The following is a 270-nucleotide window of genomic DNA, read 5'->3' as shown; positions in this document are numbered from 1 at the left end:
CACGACCGTGTTCCCGGCCGCGATCGCGATCGGGAAGAACCACATCGGCACCATCGCGGGGAAGTTGAACGGCGAGATGATGCCCACCACCCCGAGCGGCTGCTTCGTGGAGTACACGTCGACACCGGTCGAGACCTGCTCGGAGAACTCACCCTTGAGGTGGTGCGCGAGACCGGTCGCGAACTCCACGACCTCCTGCCCACGGGTGATCTCACCCAGCGCGTCGGAGACGACCTTGCCGTGCTCCGCGGTGATGATCTCCGCCAGCTC

General features: G+C 65.9%; 1 protein-coding gene. It reads right to left on the bottom strand.

What is annotated here, in order from left to right:
• Positions 1-270: aldehyde dehydrogenase family protein (locus BIU99_RS08370; RefSeq protein ID WP_139205385.1), on the bottom strand; the 270-nt coding region annotated here is incomplete at both ends.

Source organism: Plantibacter sp. MMLR14_011 (assembly GCF_001865025.1).
In the GTDB taxonomy this organism is placed as follows: Bacteria; Actinomycetota; Actinomycetes; order Actinomycetales; family Microbacteriaceae; genus Plantibacter; species Plantibacter flavus_A.
The sequence above is the reverse complement of the archived record's forward strand: the minus strand, read 5'-3'. Positions and strand labels throughout refer to the sequence as shown.